A 19,207-nucleotide genomic window follows, 5' to 3' on the forward strand; every position below is an offset into this window, starting at 1 on the left:
ATAGCCGATATTAAGGTTAAATGAGACAAAGGGGCATTTAGGATGAAGTTATTAGAACTATTTAAAAAGAAAGCACCCGTTAAGAAGCCAAAAGCTCAGCCTAAAGCGAACCAACAGAAACAAACTAGAAGTAGTGAAAAGATCGCAGCTAGAAAAGGGGACATCGGCGAATATAAAATTGATATCCAGCTCTCGCAGCTCCCGAAAGAATATAGATGCTTAAATGATATTATGATTAATAACCCCAGATCAGTGTCCGGCTATTCACAAATTGACCATATTGTGCTTTCACCGTATGGCATCTTTGTGATCGAAACGAAAAACTATCAGGGTACCATTTATGGCGGGAAGCATAGAAAGACATGGCTCATCAATGGCAAATTTAAAATGCTGAATCCTGTCATGCAAAATGATGGCCATATCAAAGCGTTGAAACAATATGTTGACAAGAAGTTTGACTCACAGTTCATTTCGCTTATATCATTTACAAAACGCTGTAAGTTGAAAATTGATAATGATATGCGAGAGATATCTTCTGATGAAATGGTTATTTATGACCTTTATTTATCTGAAACCATCAACCGGAAAGTCTTAAGGAAACAATTGCAGGTGAAAGAGCCCATGCTTTCACAGGTAGATATACAAAACATTTACAATACGATCAACGCTGAGAACATAACTGATCCAAAAGTGCGAGAGGAACACAATCGAGCTATTACGACGTCGAAGGATCAGAATAACCAACCGAAGTGCGCTATTTGCGACAAACCTGTTTCCCAGAAAGTGAAGCAGTATTGTCTATCCAATAAGTCATTCAAGGGAAAGATCTATTGTTTTGAACATCAGAAAAGGGCGTAAAGTTTTTTGGGATAGGTGCTGGTCGTGATCTAATGTGTGGGGTGATTCAATTGAAAGCCATTTTTAAGAAGAAAAGAACCTTGATAACCATTGATATCGTTTTTATAGTCATCATCCTTGCAGTCACAATTTATTCTGATAAATCGGGTCATAGTGCCTATACAACCCAACTTTGGTTTTTGATTTTAATAACCTGTTTGAGCCTATCAAGTGTTGTTGAAGCGATCCACTTATATCTAAGGAGTGAAAAAATAAAATTGCTTATCTCCATAATGGCCTCCGTGTTTTTCATGGTCATATTCATTATGGTTATTTAAATGGATGGCTATGTTAAAGGTCATTGTTGTTTTTTTGCATTTCGCTGATTGGAGAGGAAGGCGAACGCCTGGAGCGGAAATCAACAGTCATGTTTAGCAGAACCAAATGGATAAAAGAGGAATCCATCCCCATGTTGGTTAGGTGTAGGATGGATTCCTCTTTTCTGTTATTTCATGACTGCTTTTTTTTGCTGGTTCTGTTTTGTTAATTTGAAGAAGATGATAGCCCCGGCACAAGAGGTTACAAATAATATCGCTCCCATTGGAACGGCGGTCGACTCATTGATTCCTACAAGAGGAGAGACCAGAGATCCGAATAATAACGGCAGCATGCCTATAAGGGCACTTGCACTTCCGGCTCGATGGCCTTGATGTTCCATGGCTAATGTAAAAGTGCTAGTCAGAACCATGCCAATCGTGGTCATGTAAATAAATATCGAAATCACTAGAGTAGCTAGTGGCCCTTTAATGATTGTCATGACTAGAAGTATGGATGTCGCACTTACAGCAATTATAACCGCCGCTCGAAGCAAACTTCTTTCATGAATGAATTCACCTAAGCGCCCGATGATAAAACTCCCCGAAATAATGGCCAGCCCATTCATGCCAAATAGGATACTGAAGACTTGCGGTGACACACCATAGATTTCCTGATACACAAAAGGCGTTCCTGATACATAAGCAAAGCTGCCTCCATGAATCAATCCCACGGTTAATGCGTAACCAATAAAAGAACGATCTTTCAGCAAACTCCCTATCGTTCGAATAGAATGCCCTAAAGAACTTGGTGTGCGCTTCTCTAGTGGTAATGTCTCTTCTAACCGTAAAGCAATAATCAGAACAATGATAAGGCCAAGGAGACATAAAAAGTAGAAAATCGAGTGCCAGCTTGAAGACGGCAAAAGTAAGATAGCTCCACCTGATATCGGTGCAATCATAGGAGCCACTGCATTAATGACCATCAAAAGCGCAAAGAATTTTGTGAGCGCTCGACCGCTGAACACATCTCGAACAACTGCACGCGAAAGAACGACCCCGGATGAAGCCGTGAAACCTTGTAAAAATCGGGCGACCACTAGTGTCATAATATTTGGGGCGAGCGCACAGAGGAGGGATGATAGCGAAAATAAGAAGATGGATATCATTAAAGGTTTCCTTCTCCCCTGGGCATCACTGATCGGACCAATAACGATTTGACCGATTGCAAGGCCGACCAAACACGTTGTTAAACTGAGCTGAACAAGAGACGCGCTAACGTCTAGTTCGCTAGCAATGCCGGGAAAGCTCGGTAAGTACATATCAATGTTGAGCGGGCCTAATATCCCAAGCATACCTAGAAGCAAAGCTAATCCCAAGCGCTCTTTTCCAGTTGGATTATGCATACATATTGTCATACCTTCCTTTTTGATAAATAAAAGACTCATGTCTGACTCTTTATTTTAAATGATTCTATATCATTTGGTAAGTGCTAATCGTGGGGTGCCGACCTCAAGGAAGAAGCTGGGACAAATCTAAAACAAGATACTCAAAAGCCGAACATAAGATATTAAAGCAAGTTCTAAGCGTCATCAAAATACGTAGACGTCTTCGGGGAACAGCACGAACGCCTTAGAATAAGCTTCTTTGGACTGCGACGAAGCATCTTGCTTCTCTGAATAGGCTTGAAGATGTAGGAGCACGAGCCGAAGATCCACTTGGCAAGTTAGTTGAGGCCGTGCCCGAGGCAAGCAAAGGATTTTGACGAAGTGATGACGGGCGTTACTATTTTAAACAAATCATCCGAACTGATTAAAAAAGTTCGGATGATTCTGTGACTCATATACTTTTGATCATTCTCTTCCTTTGGTTATTAATCATCTTCTACAAATAATTTTACCTTTTTCTCTTTTGTCTTTTCCTTATATACTCTGTTCATATAGTCATCGTTAATGTCGGCAATGTCTTGATGTAAGAAGAGCATGGGGATAATGTTGGCTATGACGACAAGACCCAGGGTGATATCAAGGAACTGCCAGATAAACTGGAGTCCTCCGAGAGCTCCGATCAATACCGCTAAAATATAGATGACTCTCATGACTTTAGCTGTCTTCAAGCCATACAAGTACTCAGCCTGTTTTTCCCCGTAGAAAATAATAATACCAACTGTCGTTATGATGAAAAATAATAGAAATATGGACACAAAAGCGCCGCCGAACACATCGCCTAATTGACTTGAAAAAGCGACATTGATCATATTCGATGCGTGTTCCGCACTGACTTCTTGCCAGGCGCCCGTCACTAAGACGACCAATCCTGAAATGGTACAAATCACGATGGTATCAATAAATACACTAAAGATGCCCCACATGGCCTGTTTCGAAGGATGATCCGTTTGGGCTGCGGCGTGGGCGATCGGCGCTGTACCGATCCCGGCCTCATTAGAATATAACCCGCGAGCGACACCCCAGCGAAGCGCTTCAGCTATTCCGGCACCGGCAAATCCACCAACGGCTGAAATAGGTGTGAACGCATGGGTAATAATCAATCCGAAAACACCAGGGATTTCACCTATATGAGCTAAAATGATAACTAAGGCCACACCGACATAAATCAAGACCATACCTGGCACAATTTTATCTGTTACTTTAGCAATTCGCTTAATACCACCGAAAACAACAAGGGCAATTAAGACGCACATGGCAGCACCTGTTAAATAAGCTGGCCAGCCGAAAGCATCTTCTGTTTGTGTGGCAATTGAATTGGATTGCACCATAACACTTGGAATTAATTCAAGCATGAGTAGAAAGGCAAAGGCGGAAGCGACCCATTTCCATCCTAGCGCCTTTTTAATATAATATTGGGGTCCCCCGACCCATACGTTGTCTGCATTCTTTTCCCGGTACTTAATTGCGAGCAGGATTTCTGAATACTTTGTTGCCATCCCGAGTAAAGCAACAATCCACATCCAAAACAACGCACCGGGTCCACCTAATGCAATGGCTACAGGCACACCGACAATGTTAGTTGCACCTGCTGTAGAGGCTAAAGCTGACGTGAAAGCTTGAAAAGGGGTAATGGTCCCGGAATGTTTATTTTTCTTAAAGGTTTGTCCAATGGTCTGATGAAGGACATGACCGAAGAAACGAAATTGGAAAAACTTCAACCGAATGGTAAGAAATATACCCCCAATAATGAGAATGAAAGACAAAAGGTAGGTCCATAAAAATCCTGACAGATTGGCCACAGTTATTTCAATATAATGCCATAAATCGTCCAAAAAATAGACTCCTTTCAGAAATCATAGTTTGTATTTCTTTTTTAAACAAAATTATGTTATTTCTAAATTATACATAAAAATCTAAATCTTTCAATCATCCATAGTCTTTCAACATTCAATGAAATGTCATAGTGTTATTGAATATTAAGCTGTTATGCACCCAAAAAGGTTAGCTTAAATGTCGAACTAAACTGTGTTAGAAAAGAACTTTTATTTGAGGTGCCTGTATTGAGAAAAGCGGTTCTAGCGAGTTACTACGGAATAGGTTTGATATTTTTACTGTTTCATTTCATTGTGTTATTTTTTTCCACAAAACTATATTTGGGCTTTGCAACTCTATCATTATGGGGAACACTGGGGATCATCATATGTATTGCTATTAGTTTTAAACATCTCAGTTTGGCCATACGAGTTACTTCGCTAGTCATTATCATTCAGCTATTAGCCCTGATGTTTTCCTATATCATTTTGTTTCAATTCAAGGGTTATTAATCGTGGAATAAGGGATCATCACTTGTTGAGGAACTCTCCGTTCAAACAATACGTAGAAAAGCTCATGTCGGCCAATCAGAAGGATCCTTCTGATTGGCCTTTTTAATTTTAGATGTCTATTTCTTCGACCCCCTTCCTGAGGGATTGTGTGTGCCTGTATATTCCCATATACTTAAATAACGGATGACCATTTCCGTAACTGCAGAATATTTCCGGGGAGGGACACCATGATGAAGCTCATCGCGATTGATTTAGATGGGACACTGATCAAACGAGACCGTTCGATTTGCGAGGAAAATAGACAAGCGATTCGGGAGATCCAGCAGCAAGGACATACAGTAGCGATCTGTTCAGGTCGGTCTCTGCATGATACCCAGGACATTTTACGACAAGCCGACCTTAACTGTCCGGTGATGGTGGGCAACGGTGCCTGGACGTATCAAGATGGAGAAAATATCAATCGGCTGATCATGCCCGAAGACGTGACTTCAGAATTATTGTCTAAGCTAGAGTCAGAAGGCTGGTATTACGAGCTCTATACTAATAAGGGAGTTGTCGTCTTAGAAAAAGGCCGGGACCGTCTGTATAAAGGCATTGAGGAAGCTAGACAAAAAGGTGCTGATATTTCAGAGGACTGGGCTAACGAAGAAATAGAAGTCCAGTATATGCAGCATGGTATTAGCTATATGGACAATTATCAGAGTGTGGATACAGCCCAGGCAGACCTATATAAAATCTTTATTTTGTCGTTTGACCGCGACAAATTAGATCAATTACAAGAGCGTTTAAGTGGACGTCGGCAAATATCGTTAACGACCTCGGGCATAACAAAATTAGAAATTGCACATGAAAGGGTCAGCAAAGGCTATGCCGTTGCAAAAATGGCAGAAAAATTCCATATACCAATGGAAAAGACAGTAGCCATCGGCGATCATTTAAATGATTTATCAATGTTTGAAGTCGCGGGCACAAGCATTGCGATGGGGAATGCAGAGGAAGCAGTGAAAGCGGCCAGTACGCATGTGACCAAGGATTATCTGGATCATGGCGTCGCTTATGCGCTTAAGCATTACATATAGTGTTTTTAGACATTAATGATAAGATGACTATAGAGGACAAAGAATGTGTTCTAGTATCATGAAATTTATTTAAAAATTGAAAAATATTGAAAGGAGCATGCCAGACGTGAAATTTGATGAAACAGTGAGTGGGGAGTCAGGGGATGACGCACATTTAAGCCAACTGGCATCAGTTGGTCAAATGGCGGCGGGCATTGCTCATGAAGTAAAGAATCCATTAACGGCGGTTAAAGGGTTTTTACAGCTGCTCAACAAAGAAGAAGAAAGTGAATACATTGGTATTGCCCAAACAGAATTAGATCATGCTCTTACGACGTTGAATAACCTGCTTCAGGTCTCCAAACCAGATCTAGAAGATGAAGATTTTCAGACATTTAGTCTGGCGGTTGAGTTAGAGTCCATATTAAATCTATTCGCTGATAAAGTGTACGATATTAATTTTATTACAGATTTTGACGATACAGATACCATCATATATGGGAAGAAGAATCAGTTTAAAAAAGCGCTCTTTAATCTTATCAAAAATTCAGTTGAATCGATTGAAAATCAAGGAACCGTAACGATCACACACGCTGCTATTAATGATGACATTGTTGTAACTATTGAAGATACAGGTGTCGGCATTCCAAAAGATAAGCTGTCACTGCTTGGAACGCCATTTTTTACAACCAAGGACAAAGGTACAGGTATGGGGCTGACCCAAGTTTTTTTCCGTCATTTACCAACATGGCGGAAAAATGAGCGTTAACAGCACAGAAGGTCAAGGGACAGTTTTCACAATCAAAGTGCCTAAACAGAAACAAAGGCAAAAACGGAGGGTTAAAAAATTGGACTTACATTACAAAGAGAATGATTCCATCAAAGATTTTTTTTCTCAGAATCGAGACCACTTTGAAGAAAGATTACTAGATGAAGCCACCAATGTAAAAGATAAAATTGACGAAATACATAGATTAGGCAATATCAATCTCCTAGATAATGCGCACAAACTCGTTTTATTTGTTGTAGATGAGCGGGAGCATGAATTAATTTCTTTTGCCAAGCAAGAAGGGGTAGCCTGGGCCAAGCATTCATTAACACTCGCATTTAAGTTGGAATGGGTTCAGGCTATTCGAAGGACGCTATGGGATTTCTTATATAATTATGATGTGCTGATGCATTCTGAGCCTAAGAGAGAGGACTTCTATGCAACGGAAAAGAAGATTAACGAATTGATGGATCAATTCTTTGCCAATTTTTTCATCAGTTATTCACAGTACAAGGATGAATTACTTGAAAAGCAACGGGAGTTAGTCGAAGACCTTTCCGTTCCCATTATTCCCATCAATAAAGAAATCTGTATCCTACCTCTCATTGGTATGATCGATTATCTTAGGATTTCGACCATTATGGATAAAGTGCTCCATGAAATTGAGCAACAGCATATTCAAACCTTAATCATAGACCTTTCAGGTGTGACACCTATGGATGAAGAGATTATCCATAGTCTACAGAAAATCATTGAAGGCATTGCTATGATGGGATGCCGAACAGTTCTAACAGGATTACGAGCAGAAATCGTCAAATCCATGGTTGATTCAGGAGAAGGCCTTTCCAACCAAGCTGAATTCAAGGGAACCCTTCAAATCGCTTTGAATGATGTCCTTAATAAACAAGAAGTGGATGCTAATATTTCAATGGAGGTGTAATAGGCGGCCGTAGGCAATTACAATGAGAGACATCTCCCCAAGAAGCAAACGCCTTGGGGAGGTGTTTTTTTATTACTATAGAATGGGACAACGCGCTTGTTATGGGACAAGCGCGTTCCAAGCTCAATGATTTGTGGGACAGAATAAAGAAAAAGCGGGACACATTTGTTAAAGTGCGTGACAACCATGGGACAACGCGCTTGTTATGGGACAAGCGCGTTCCAAGTTGGACTTCTGTCAATAAAGTGGACAAACTTTCACGAAAAAACTTTTAATCCATACGTTAAGTTAGGCATTGGTCTTCCCTTTAAACGAGAACCGAAATGAATCAACACGCAATAATTAAGCTCATGAGTCGAGTAAGGGGTATTTGAATCAAAGGGAACACGGCCTATAGTCGCAACTTGACATGGAGCCTCTACGGGCGTGAGTTCCAGGCCAAGGAGCCAGCTATTATAAAAGATTGGCTCGCCGTCGAGGCTATCACGCCCGCCACTCCAAATAAAGTTGCTGGTTGTATTTAGGCTGTTTTGTCCTGCTTTCGCTCCGTCAATGCCCAATAAGCCCGTTCATATTGATTGGGTGAGACATAGCCGAGCGTTGAATGACTTCTTCTCTCATTATAAAAGCTCATGATATAGTCCCAGATGTCTTTTTTGGCTTCTTCACGACTTCTATATTGACGACGATAAATACGGTCTTTCTTAATGGTCGCATGAAAGGATTCAATGCATGCGTTGTCATAACAGTTGCCACGCCGGCTCATACTGATTTGAATATTGTGTGCATTTAGGCACTCAATATATTCTTTGGATGCGTACTGACTGCCACGGTCCGAATGATGAATGAGCTTGTCTGAAGGATGTCTCAAACGGATGGCTCGGTTAAGCGCCTTTAAAACCAACGCTTTGGACAAGCTTTTATCAATATGCCACCCAATGATTTTACGCGAATATAAATCCATCACACTAGCTAAATATAACCATCCTTCTAATGTCCACACATAAGTGATATCGGTCACCCATGCACGGTCAGGCTGTTCTGGATTGAAATGACGATTCAATAAATTTGGATAAATGGGATGACTGTGATTCGAGTCTGTTGTTGTCACAAAACGTTTTTCTGGAACCGCACGGAGCCCCCTTTCTCTCATATATCTCCCCACTGTTTTCTCCGAAACATGAATGTCTTGTTTTCGAAGTTCATGGGTGATTCGTGGGCTTCCATACGTTTCACGATACTCATAGAAAAGTCGACAAATGACACCCTTCAAACGTTCCTTTTCTTTTTCACAATCACTTTGATGGGGTCGCATTTTAAGCCATTTATAAAAGCCACTTTTCGAGACTTCTAGAACTTGGCACATCTTCACGACTCGAAACTCGTGGCGATGTTCATTCATGAAAGCGTAAATTATTTCTGGTTTTTCATGAAGATGTGCGCCGCCTTTTTTACGATTTCGTTCTCCTCTTTCAATTCCTTAATTTGATCCAGCAATTCCTTTTCCCGTTTCTTGTGCTCACTAGGGGTGATATAGTCCAATTCCTCGGCTTTCAACTGTTTTTTCTTCCGATAATCACGGACCCAACGCGTCATCGTTTTATAAGGGAGATCCATTTCTCTAGATACTTCCGCCGCTTTTTTGCCTTCATCCACAACCATTTTGGCAACATATTCCTTGAATTCGTCATCATAATGTTTTCCCATCTTTAGACACGCTCCATTCGATTGATAATTTCATTGTAAAAATTCTCTCTGTAGCGTGTCCACTTTTTAGACTAACTCTAAAGTTCAGTGATTTACGGGACAGAATGAAGAAAAAGCGGGACACATTTGTTAAAGTGCGTGACAACCATGGGACAACGCGCTTGTTATGGGACAAGCGCGTTCCAAGTTCAGTGATTTGCGGGACAGAATGAAGAAAAAGCGGGACACATTTGTTAAAGTGCGTGACAACCATGGGACAACGCGCTTGTTATGGGACAAAGGTGTTACACGCTGTCTCCATTAAAAATTGAATTTTTCACGACGACATAGCCGACATGACGAAGGTCTTCCAACGTATTGCCGCCCGCATAGGAAATTGAGGATTGAAGGTCTTGCTCCAGTTCTTGCAAAGTATCATCTAAAGAACCTTTGTGCTCGACAACCATTCGCTTGCCCTCCACATTTTTCTTTTCACCTTTTTGATATTCAGAAGCCGAACCAAAGTATTCTTTATAGAGCTTACCATCTTTCTCAATGGTTTTTCCTGGAGATTCTTCATGTCCAGCTAGTAAAGAACCGACCATAACCATTGATGCGCCAAATCGGATGGATTTAGCGATGTCGCCATGAGTGCGAATGCCTCCGTCAGCAATAATCGGTTGACTGGCTGCCTCAGCACACCAACGTAATGCAGCTAATTGCCAACCCCCTGTTCCAAATCCTGTTTTAATTTTAGTGGTGCAAACTTTTCCAGGTCCAATACCCACTTTTGTCGCATCCGCACCCGCCTGTTCTAATTCTCTTACGGCCTTGGGGGTGCCTACATTCCCTGCAATAACAAAACTTTGAGGCAAGTGCTGCTTAATATGTTGAACCATCTCGATCACGGCATTGGCATGACCATGGGCGATATCAATCGTAATGAACTCTGGTGTGAGGCGTTCATCTGACAACTGTTGTATGAATCGAAACTCTGCATCTTTAACCCCAACACTAATAGATGTGATTAAATCGCGTGATTGCATGTCTTTAACAAAAGCTAATCGCTTCTCGGGTTCAAACCGATGCATAACATAGAAGTAACCCTTTTCTGCTAAGGAAATAGCGATGTTTTCATCGATAACCGTCTGCATATTGGCAGGGACTACAGGTAATTTAAAAGTATGTCCACCCAAAGTCACTGAGGTATCACATTCAGATCGGCTATTTACCATACATTTTTCCGGAATCAACTGGATATCTTCGTAATCAAATACATTTTCCATGATCAACATCCTTAAAGACGAATATTATTAAATAAGTATATGTTTAATGTTCGTACATTAGTAAATTTACAATATTTCAAGCAGTGTGTCAAAGTTTTTTGTCAATTGATTTTTGCTTAAGGCTCTTTTCGTATGGATTGTTGATTGGTCGCATCCCGAATACACTGCTATTTAAGTATAAAAAAACGAGGGAGAACGATGCTCCCTCGTAGTGGCTTCTATAACAATGGCACAATCAATCCGGCAATCAAGAGGATGAGTGCACCTCCAAGTCGGGAAGAGATTTGGGCAAAAGGCATGAGTTCCATACGTTTAGAAGCGGATAGTACGGCAACATCACCGGTTCCACCCATGTTAGCCATGCATAAACCGGCTGTAATCGCAGCTTCAATAGGGTAAAAACCGACGAGTTTTCCAAGAAGACCTGCTCCAATGGCTGCTCCGAGTATGACGCTGATAACGAGAAGGATGTACTCTAATGTCAGAGCATTTAGGACAGAGCCTAAGTCTGTATAGGCCACTCCAATGCCAATTAACAATGCTAACGTCCAGTTTTTAGCAACGAACTGATACCATTGGTTGGCGCCATTTTCTACGATGTCCGGAAGCCATCCGCCCAGCTTGAAAATGGCAACCATAATAATCATTAGGGCATAGGGATGCAGCGGAATAAAGCTTCCGAGGATTTGGCCAATAACATAGAATAATAAGGCCGCGACGACACCAATTCCCATTTCGCTTATATTATAAGTGATGGCTTTTTGCTCCACGTGGAATCCCGTCATTAATTGCCCATTACCAGTCAGTTTAGGAAATTTAGCCCCAACCATGTTCAGGATACCTGCTAATATTATAGCGAAAACATTCCCAAGAGCTAAAGCGGGTACCAATATTGAAATATAATAAGAAGGATCGTTACCTAAAATGCCAGAGTATATTTGAGACATGGGGACAGCACCAGCACCCATACCTCCGCCCATGATCGGCATGGCGATCACGAGGATGGCTTCCTTGAATCCGTAACCTATCAATAAGCCAATCATTCCTGTCAGAAATATAGAAAGCAATACACCTGCGAGCAGCGGTAGCGCAAACTTGGAGCCGGCCTGTTTTAATATTTTCGAGTTCATGCCTAAAATACTACCTGTAATGAGGGCTGCAATGTAAAAGTTGAGAAATCCGCCTGATTTCATAAAGTCGGTAATCTGTGTAACGGTGTTTTCAGGCATGAGTCCGGAGTAGACCATGAAGGCGGCCCCAAAAATAGCAAGAATCGCTCCTCCGCCGAGAAAACTCTTGATAATCGGTGTGTGGTCACCGATCCATCCAAGCAGTTCACCCAATACCATCATGATGAGTAAGGCACCGATCATTCCGGCAGGGAGATTATTTGTGTACATAGCGAATAACGATAAAACTGTGATGCCAGCAAACCAGATCATCGGTATATTAAAAATTTTGATTCGCTGCCAGAATGGTTTTGATTCCGAAGGTGTTGCGTCGATATCCTGTTGGTCCATCTTTTCTGCTTCCTGTGTCATACTTCGCCTCCTAGCCGTTGTTAATTGCTTTTTCATCTTCTAATACTTGATAAGCCTTTTCGATCACAGGCCTATCAATCATCTTTCCGTTCAGTTGAAAGGTTCCGGCTTGAGCTTCGGCGTGTTTTACCAATTCTTTTGCGAAGCTGATTTCATCATCCGTTGGTGAAAACACGTCATTTGCGGGTTCGATCTGAGCAGGGTGGATCAAAAGCTTTCCTCCGAATCCAAGCGACTTAGCATAGCTGCTGCTCTGGCGGAATCCCTCTGAGTCTTTTAAATGAGTATAAACTGTGTCAATCGGTTTCTTAATATTGGCAACGCGAGAAGAGATAACAATTTCGGAACGCGCGTACAGTAATTCATGCTCTTGAGGGGTATCTTGTGCCCCAATGTCATGTGTGAAATCCACGCCACCAAATGCAAGTCTTGTGATGCGTTCACTAGCTACTGCTATCTCATGTGCCTTTTTGACCCCAGCAGCACTTTCAATTAAAGGGAGAATAAGGTATGTCTTATCCAATTGATTGTACTGTTCAGCATCCTCTAGATGTTGAGCTAGTTTTTCAATATCCTCTTTTGAGGACGCCTTTGGCAGCATGAAGCCTTGTAATGCGTTTGAGTTTCCTAGACTTTTTATAAACGTCATGTCGTCTAAGAAATCAGTTGTTTCAATGCTGTTAATTCTGATGAAAACGGGACGATGCCAATACTGAATATGTTTTTTCAATAGATCTCTGGCGGCGGGCTTTGTCTCAATGGCTACCGCATCTTCAAGATCCAAGAGAATAATATCTGCTTCCAGCTGATTGACTTTGGATATCATCGTTTCTTGATCAGCTGGCACAAATAAGAGAGATCGACTTAGCACATCTCATCGGGCTCCTTTCTAAATGATGTGTTCCGCTTTTAATTGATCGATTTTTGCTTCTGTTAGGTTTAGTTCACCGAGTATTTGACGCGTGTGTTGTCCTATGTCAGGAATGGGTGAGAGCTTCATGTCCTGTTTGTTTTGAATAGCCGGCGGTAGTAATGATTTGATATTGCCGACGGGTGTCTCGACGTCCATCCATCTTTCTCGCTCTTTAAGTTGTTGATGATCCGCAAATTGGTTCATGTTTTTTAATTGTGCATTAGCAATTTTGTTGTCTTCAAGGTCTTGCATCACTTCATCCAGATTTCTTTGTTGTAAGGCTTGCTCAATAATCAATTTCAAAGGCTCTTTATTTTCGACTCGCTTGGAATTGCTATTGTAGCGGTCATCTGTGGCAAGATCCGGTTGGTTCAGCACCTTTTTACAAAAATTCGTCCATTCACGTTCATTTTGAATAGCGAAAAAGACGGTTTCTCCGCTTTGGGTCGGGAAGGGTCCGTAGGGATAAATGGTTGCATGCTGTGCACCGGTACGTTTGGGTTCCGTATCACCGTACATCGAATAGTACATTGGATAGCCCATCCATTCACCGAGGGCTTCTAGCATGGAAATGTCAAGGACATCACCTTTCCCTGTTTGGGAGCGTTTAATAATACTGCTCAAAATCCCGCTGTATGCATACATTCCGGCGGCAATATCCGCGACAGAGATGCCTGCTTTAGAGGGGGCGTCCTCTGTTCCGGTTATGGATAAGACGCCGGCCTCACATTGAATCAGTAAATCATAGGCTTTTTTACTGACGTAGGATCCGTAAGAGCCATACCCAGAAATGTTGCAGATGATTAGAGCGTCATTGATGTCATGAAGTTCTTGATGGCTGAAGCCCAAGCGATTCATAGCACCTGGGGCAAGGTTTTGAATGACGACATCGGCATCTTTGACCAAATCAGTAAATAGGGTTTTGCCTGAATCCGCTTTCAGATCCAGCGTAAGTGATTCTTTGGAGCGATTTAACCAAACAAAGTGACTGGACATGCCATTAACGGTCTGGTCATAATATCTTGCAAAATCGCCAACTTTTGGCCGTTCAATTTTTATGACTCTTGCACCTAGATCTGCCAGTTGTCTGGATGCAAATGGTGCAGCTACGGCTTGCTCCAAAGAAACAACTTTGATCCCTTCCAAAGGTAACAATCCTCATACCCCCTCTTTTAATTGATATTTTAGTATAATGTATTTTGTATCCAAAATTTAATAACCTAATTATATTTATCATTTTTTCAAATGTCAAATTAGTTATAATATAATTATAAAGGCTATAAAGGGGGCCAAATGATGCAGAAAATTAAGCGAGTATCAGCGAAAGAACAGGTTCTAAGTTCCTTACGTATGTCTATTTTCAATGGTGATTTACAGCCCAATCAGGAGATTACACAAGAGGAAATTGCAAATCTGCTTGGCGTTTCACGGATGCCGGTCCGGGATGCTTTTCAAATATTGGATAGAGAGGGAATCATTCAAATTCATGATACCCGGCGAGTAACTGTGATTGGATTAACGAAAGCGGATGTTATAGATCACTATAATATTCGCGCTTTTCTGGAGGGAATGGCAGCAGAGAAGGCATGTGAGCATCCCGAATTTTTCGCTGACTTGAAAAATATTCATGAACAGATTGTTAAGATAGCGGAAGAAGAAACTAATAATGGCTATGATTATGTTTCACTCAATGAGGCTTTTCACAAAACGATATGGGAAGCTTCAAAAAGCGCGAGATTGTATGCGCTCCTTTCAGACTTATGGAATGGCCTACAGCCCCAGTTCCCTGAGTTTGTGAATTTTCAAGTTGAAACATCAGTCATAGAGCATGAGCATATGTTGCAGGCGATTTTAAATCAGGATACAAATCGTGCTCGCGAACAGGCTCAAAATCATGTGAAGCGAACGAAAGGTGATTTTTTGGCTCATTTTCATCTAAATGAAAACAACAATGAGTAACCTCAAAGCAATATTGAGTGCAGGCCGGATGGTGATCTTTAATAATTATTTAATATATTAAACGTTTTTATTGTTTAATATAAACTTGGCAAATTTGATGTGTTTATGCTAATATATTAAACATTCGGCCGAAAATTCTCGTAAAAAATACATAAGAGGTGACTCGGTGAAAAACGTAACGATTGTATTTTGGAATGCTCTCGCTATTTGTGTGGCGGTAGTTATCTGGGGTGTCATTGCACCTGATCAACTTGAGTCTGTAACGGCAAATGTAACCTCCTATTTTTCTACGACGTTTGGCTGGTATTATTTGTTGATTATCATGATCATGCTAGTCTTCTGTGTCTATTTGATATTTTCACGATTTGGCAAGATTAAATTAGGAAAAGAAGATGATGAACCCTCTTTCAGTTTGCCTTCTTGGTTTGCCATGCTGTTTAGTGCAGGTATGGGTGTGGGGTTGGTTTTCTGGACGACAGCGGAGCCTGTTTCCCATGCATTTAAAAGCACGCCGGGTGCAGAACCTGGATCAGATCAAGCCATTAAGGAGTCACTTAGATACGCTTTTTTTCATTGGGGTGTGCATGCATGGGCTGTTTATGGGATCGTTGCCCTGGTCCTCGCGTATTTCAAGTTTCATAGGGGTTCACCAGGGTTAATTAGCGCGACACTTGAACCCTTATTAGGGGAAAAAAGAATGCGCGGTCCGCTTGGCAAATCAATTGATACACTGGCTGTTTTTGCTACGGTCATTGGTGTCGCTTCAACCCTTGGATTTGGCTCCGCCCAGCTGAACGGTGGTTTGTCATTTTTGTTTGGTATTCCAGCGAATTTTGGTGTTCAATTTTCTATCTTGGTTATCTCCACTATTTTATTTATTGGTTCGGCATGGACAGGTGTTGGTAAAGGCATCAAGTACTTAAGCAATATCAATATGGGAATTGCTATTGTTCTCTTACTCCTTCTATTAATTGTAGGACCAACGTTATATATATTAAATATGTTCACGAGTACACTTGGTGGTTATATGACTCACTTTTTCGATATGAGTTTTCATTTAGCACCGCAAGACCAAGAGAATCGGGATTGGGTTAACAAATGGACCCTATTTTATTGGGCATGGTGGATTTCCTGGGCACCTTTTGTCGGAATCTTCATTGCAAGAATCTCAAAAGGGCGTACAGTTAAGGAATTCATGCTGGGAGTATTGGCTGTTCCGTCGTTATTATGCTTTATCTTTTTTGCTGTATTTGGCGCTTCCGCCCTTTATCTTGAGCAAAATGGTATTGCAACCATCTCTGATTTCCCTGTAGAAACTGCAACCTTTGGGATGCTCCAGAATTTTCCGCTTGGTGATTTAATGTCTTTTATAACCATTTTGGTTGTGGCCATCTTCTTTATTACATCTGCGGACTCTGCAACCTTTGTTCTAGGGATGTTGAGCACTTCAGGTTCCCTGAATCCTTCTAATTCAGTTAAAAGCGTTTGGGGTCTGACGCAATCAGCACTGGCTGCTATTATTGTTTATTTTGGAGGAACCCAAGGACTGCAGAACGTTCTTATTATTGCTGCATTGCCTTTCTCTATCGTTATTTTATTAATGGGACTGTCCTTCTACAAAGTGACAAACAAACAACTGACATCAAGGAGAGAAGGAAAGTCGACAGGCAAAGTGGACCATACGTTAGTAGAAAGCGATCAAGCTAATACAGGATGACTTCGTTTAATAGTCCCATCACGCCCCAAACGAATCAAAGTACAGCAAATTCTTGAATGTCAAACTTATGAGGATTTCTTGAGAGTGCTGATGCGATGAGGGATCGTTGTTGATCAACTTTTGGATGATGAATGGTGTTATGGGGATTATGAAGCAAAAGCAGTGTTGGTGGAACGATTGAAAAAAGGTGAAACGAAAATCAATTTCGTTGCGTTTCACTACATAGAAACATGTAAAGGGGTTGCCTTTAAGGTTAAAGGCAACCCCTCGTCTTGTTTATGTATATCTTTTTCTTCTTTATCGGACGCTGATATCGTATCAGCATAAAACAAAAATGCGAAACATAAAGGAAACCCGGACTCAACCGGTCAATGGTTTAGCCGTAAACTAGGAGGGGAAAATTAACAGCCTCATAGAATGTTACACTGAATTGGAGGTACTGCCTCCACTTTTTCTGTTTATGTATTATTTTGTTGTGACTTTGTTCATATAGGTATTCGAAAAAATGAAACTTCTTTCAGTACGAGTAAGTTACATAGTTGGAAAGGGGCCGCCGGTTGATGACAGAGGAACAATTGATTGAACTTGCCAAAGAAGGGGACCTTGATGCTTATGATGATTTAATGAGAACTTATTATCCAATCGTAGAACGGTTTAGCTTTCAACTGGGGAATTCGATGGATACTGTTGACGATATCACACAAGAGGTATTTTTACGGGTGTATCGGAACCTTCATCAATATTCTTATGGCAAGTTTTCCACGTGGCTTTATAAAATCACATTAAATGTAACGAAGGATGCACACAGAAAGCGAAAAAGTGTCCGGGAAAAAATAAAGATGTTGAAACGCCAACCCAAGTCTCCGGAATTATCCACGGAAGCGTCCATTTTACACAATGAAAGAGACAGGGAATTGCACAGGATCATTCAACAGTTGGATGACAAGTACAAGGTCCCGATTGTGTTGTTTTATTTTCAGGAAAAAGGACAGGAGGAGATCGCGGCAATCCTGAAGCTTCCAGTGAATACAGTCAAAACCCGTATATCACGGGGGAAATCGCAGTTGAAAAGCATCTGGGAAGGAGGGGACGGAAAATGACAAAGGACTTGTTTGAGAAAAGAATGGAGCATTTGAAGAAAAGTTATGAACAGATGCCTTCCCACAGATCAGAAAGGGATGTCATAAAAAAATTAAAAAAACAGCAGCGAAGACCGAAGTTCCAATTTCGTCCAATAGCCTATGTGGCTTCGATACTTGTTGTTTTTTTCATCAGCGGCGTTTTAGTTGCGAGCAGTGGATTATTTGGATCGCAGCAGTCTGCTAACCCCACTCCCCCGGCGGAAAAGGGACTAGTCTCCCAAGGAGCTGACAAAAATAACACCTCTGCTGAACAACAACAGGGAGAGTTGGAGAAATCGAATCAAGATAATCCTGGGAATCATGGAGGAAATGACTCGTCTGGAACAAGTGGAAAAAACTCCGATGAGGAAGGGGGATCCAATTCAACGCGTGAAGATCCCGGTTCAAATTCGAGCAATGGAAAGAAGGCGGATAATAAGGACTCCTCGGATACCGGGAAAAAGCGTTCCAAATCGTCAAAAACCCATTCACCGAAGGCCGTGATTCAAAAAGCAATGCAGGCCCTAGATACATCTGTTCCGAAGGTGTCCCCGACGATGGTTCCGGTGGATGAAGGGAAATATTTAACTGCGTTAACGCAATCGAGTACGGATAGTTACAAGGTTAATTTGTTCCAAACATCAAAACCCGTACCGGTCAATGATTCCTCATTAGAACATATTGGCTCAAATCAAAAGATCGGCGTTTTCGGTGCCTCTCTTTACGGAAGCGAAGCAGAAGCCAAGAAAAAAGTTAGATTTTTCAAGGTTAAAAACGGAAAGCTTAAGTTAAGTTCTGATATCACTGCCAGAGTCGAAGGAACAGCCGGCCATGCCCATATTTCATGGAATGAAGGCCGATGGCTGATGGAGGTCAATAGTCCGAGCAATCCTTCTGACGTCTATAAGGGCTATGGGTCCAATAAACAGGTCGCTAAAAAGATGGTTGCGTATTTGGAAGAACACTATCTTCCGGCGCCTGATAGACACGGGGTCATCAAGGTGAACTTGAGCAAAAAATCACCAGAGATCACCATTCGCTGGCAGGAGGGAAAAACGATTCATTATGTCAAAACCCAACAAAGCCCGATCGCAGGATTAAAAATGGTTGTTGAAAATTAAGTACTAGCATGATGCCAGATCGCCTAAAAGATATGAAAGGAAGTTCTAAGCGTCGTCAAAATTCGTAGACGCCCGCGGCAAGCGAAGTATTTGACGAAGCGATGACAGGAATGACGATTTTAAAGAAGACTTGGCTTATCGCCAAGCTTTAATGGCGAAAGCCTTAGTTGCAC

14 protein-coding genes and 1 pseudogene are annotated in these 19,207 nt (G+C 41.5%); 8 read left to right on the forward strand and 7 right to left on the reverse strand.

Going from position 1 to position 19,207, the window contains the following annotated elements; genetic code table 11:
- Positions 1-42: 42 nt before the first annotated feature.
- Positions 43-858: a nuclease-related domain-containing protein gene (locus B9Y89_RS08265; protein WP_085522749.1), complete on the forward strand. Its 816-nt coding sequence runs from the start codon at positions 43-45 to the stop codon at positions 856-858.
- Between the two features lie 484 nt (positions 859-1,342).
- Here B9Y89_RS08265 and B9Y89_RS08275 read toward each other — a convergent pair whose 3' ends face one another.
- Both B9Y89_RS08275 and B9Y89_RS08280 read right to left on the reverse strand, forming a co-directional pair.
- A complete protein-coding gene (locus B9Y89_RS08275) occupies positions 1,343-2,557 on the reverse strand; it encodes a Bcr/CflA family efflux MFS transporter (protein WP_085522807.1) in 1,215 nt (404 codons plus the stop codon).
- Positions 2,558-3,024: 467 nt separating this feature from the next.
- Positions 3,025-4,431, reverse strand: a complete 1,407-nt coding sequence (locus tag B9Y89_RS08280; protein WP_085522751.1) for an alanine/glycine:cation symporter family protein — start codon at positions 4,429-4,431, stop codon at positions 3,025-3,027.
- A gap of 719 nt (positions 4,432-5,150) precedes the next feature.
- On the opposite strand from B9Y89_RS08280, the gene B9Y89_RS08285 reads away from it, so the two are divergent.
- From B9Y89_RS08285 to B9Y89_RS08295, 3 genes are all read left to right on the forward strand, one after another.
- On the forward strand, positions 5,151-6,002 hold the full coding sequence (locus B9Y89_RS08285; protein WP_254901216.1) for a Cof-type HAD-IIB family hydrolase: 852 nt from the start codon (positions 5,151-5,153) through the stop codon (positions 6,000-6,002).
- Positions 6,003-6,108: 106 nt separating this feature from the next.
- The gene (locus B9Y89_RS08290; RefSeq protein ID WP_176222154.1) at positions 6,109-6,750 is read left to right on the forward strand and encodes a histidine kinase dimerization/phospho-acceptor domain-containing protein; all 642 of its coding nucleotides are present in this window, start codon (positions 6,109-6,111) and stop codon (positions 6,748-6,750) included.
- A 79-nt stretch (positions 6,751-6,829) separates the two neighbouring features.
- Positions 6,830-7,690 carry an STAS domain-containing protein gene (locus B9Y89_RS08295; protein ID WP_085522809.1) on the forward strand — a complete coding sequence of 287 codons (861 nt, stop codon included), beginning with the start codon at positions 6,830-6,832 and terminating at the stop codon, positions 7,688-7,690.
- A 520-nt stretch (positions 7,691-8,210) separates the two neighbouring features.
- On the opposite strand, the pseudogene B9Y89_RS08300 reads toward B9Y89_RS08295, so the two are convergent.
- From B9Y89_RS08300 to B9Y89_RS08325, 5 genes and pseudogenes are all read right to left on the reverse strand, one after another.
- A pseudogene (locus B9Y89_RS08300) lies at positions 8,211-9,397 on the reverse strand (IS3 family transposase).
- A gap of 284 nt (positions 9,398-9,681) precedes the next feature.
- Complete coding sequence (gene guaC, locus B9Y89_RS08310) at positions 9,682-10,662, reverse strand: GMP reductase (RefSeq protein WP_085522753.1); 981 nt, start codon at positions 10,660-10,662, stop codon at positions 9,682-9,684.
- 218 nt (positions 10,663-10,880) lie between these two features.
- The gene (locus tag B9Y89_RS08315) at positions 10,881-12,203 is read right to left on the reverse strand and encodes a 2-hydroxycarboxylate transporter family protein (RefSeq protein ID WP_139822759.1); all 1,323 of its coding nucleotides are present in this window, start codon (positions 12,201-12,203) and stop codon (positions 10,881-10,883) included.
- Between the two features lie 10 nt (positions 12,204-12,213).
- Positions 12,214-13,074 (reverse strand): HpcH/HpaI aldolase/citrate lyase family protein, encoded by an 861-nt coding sequence (locus tag B9Y89_RS08320; protein WP_085522754.1) that lies wholly within the window; start codon positions 13,072-13,074, stop codon positions 12,214-12,216.
- Positions 13,075-13,092: 18 nt separating this feature from the next.
- Positions 13,093-14,271, reverse strand: a complete 1,179-nt coding sequence (locus tag B9Y89_RS08325) for a CaiB/BaiF CoA transferase family protein (RefSeq protein WP_085522755.1) — start codon at positions 14,269-14,271, stop codon at positions 13,093-13,095.
- Positions 14,272-14,412: 141 nt separating this feature from the next.
- On the opposite strand from B9Y89_RS08325, the gene B9Y89_RS08330 reads away from it, so the two are divergent.
- The 4 genes from B9Y89_RS08330 (at position 14,413) to B9Y89_RS08345 (ending at position 19,034) form a co-directional block, all read left to right on the forward strand.
- Positions 14,413-15,075 carry a GntR family transcriptional regulator gene (locus B9Y89_RS08330; protein WP_176222155.1) on the forward strand — a complete coding sequence of 221 codons (663 nt, stop codon included), beginning with the start codon at positions 14,413-14,415 and terminating at the stop codon, positions 15,073-15,075.
- Between the two features lie 166 nt (positions 15,076-15,241).
- The gene (locus tag B9Y89_RS08335; RefSeq protein WP_085522757.1) at positions 15,242-16,792 is read left to right on the forward strand and encodes a BCCT family transporter; all 1,551 of its coding nucleotides are present in this window, start codon (positions 15,242-15,244) and stop codon (positions 16,790-16,792) included.
- 560 nt (positions 16,793-17,352) lie between these two features.
- Positions 17,353-17,892: an RNA polymerase sigma factor gene (locus B9Y89_RS08340; RefSeq protein ID WP_085522758.1), complete on the forward strand. Its 540-nt coding sequence runs from the start codon at positions 17,353-17,355 to the stop codon at positions 17,890-17,892.
- Positions 17,889-19,034: a hypothetical protein gene (locus B9Y89_RS08345; RefSeq protein WP_085522759.1), complete on the forward strand. Its 1,146-nt coding sequence runs from the start codon at positions 17,889-17,891 to the stop codon at positions 19,032-19,034. The genes B9Y89_RS08340 and B9Y89_RS08345 overlap by 4 nt, the downstream gene beginning before the upstream one ends.
- The last annotated feature ends 173 nt before the right edge of the window (positions 19,035-19,207 follow it).

Origin of the sequence: Tuberibacillus sp. Marseille-P3662 (genome assembly GCF_900178005.1) — a bacterium.
Classification (GTDB): domain Bacteria; phylum Bacillota; class Bacilli; order Bacillales; family Sporolactobacillaceae; genus Marseille-P3662.